Below are 415 nucleotides of genomic sequence, written 5' to 3'. Positions count from 1 at the left end.
ACCGAAGCGCGCAAGACCTTCGAGGCGCAATTCGCGGAGATCGTGCAGCGGACGCGCTCCGACATCGCCCGGCAGAAGGCCCAGGTCGCCTCGCTGGAAAGCTCGCGCGATTCGCTGGCCAGCCAGATCAACAAGCAGAGCCAGGACCTGATCACCCAGCAGCAGCTGAACCGCGAGGTCCAGGCCAATACCCTGCTCTACCAGTACTTCCTCAGCCGCCTGAAGGAGACCTCGGCGCAGCAGGGGATCCAGAAGCCCGACAGCCGGATCCTCTCGAAGGCGGTGACGCCGAGCATCCCGACCGCGCCGCACAAGTCGATGATCCTCGTGATGTCGACCCTGGCCGGGGCACTGATCGGGATGGCGATCGTGATCCTGGGCGAGATGCGGCAGAACACCTTCCGCACAGCGCGCG

The 415-nt window shown here is 65.5% G+C and carries 1 protein-coding gene; it reads left to right on the top strand.

What is annotated here, in order from left to right:
- Positions 1-415: GNVR domain-containing protein (locus CVV76_RS24865; RefSeq protein WP_332888553.1), on the top strand; the 415-nt coding region annotated here is incomplete at both ends.

It is taken from the genome of Acidimangrovimonas sediminis, assembly GCF_002871005.1.
Taxonomy (GTDB): Bacteria; Pseudomonadota; Alphaproteobacteria; order Rhodobacterales; family Rhodobacteraceae; genus Acidimangrovimonas; species Acidimangrovimonas sediminis.
This window is presented reverse-complemented; position numbering and strand designations above follow the sequence as displayed.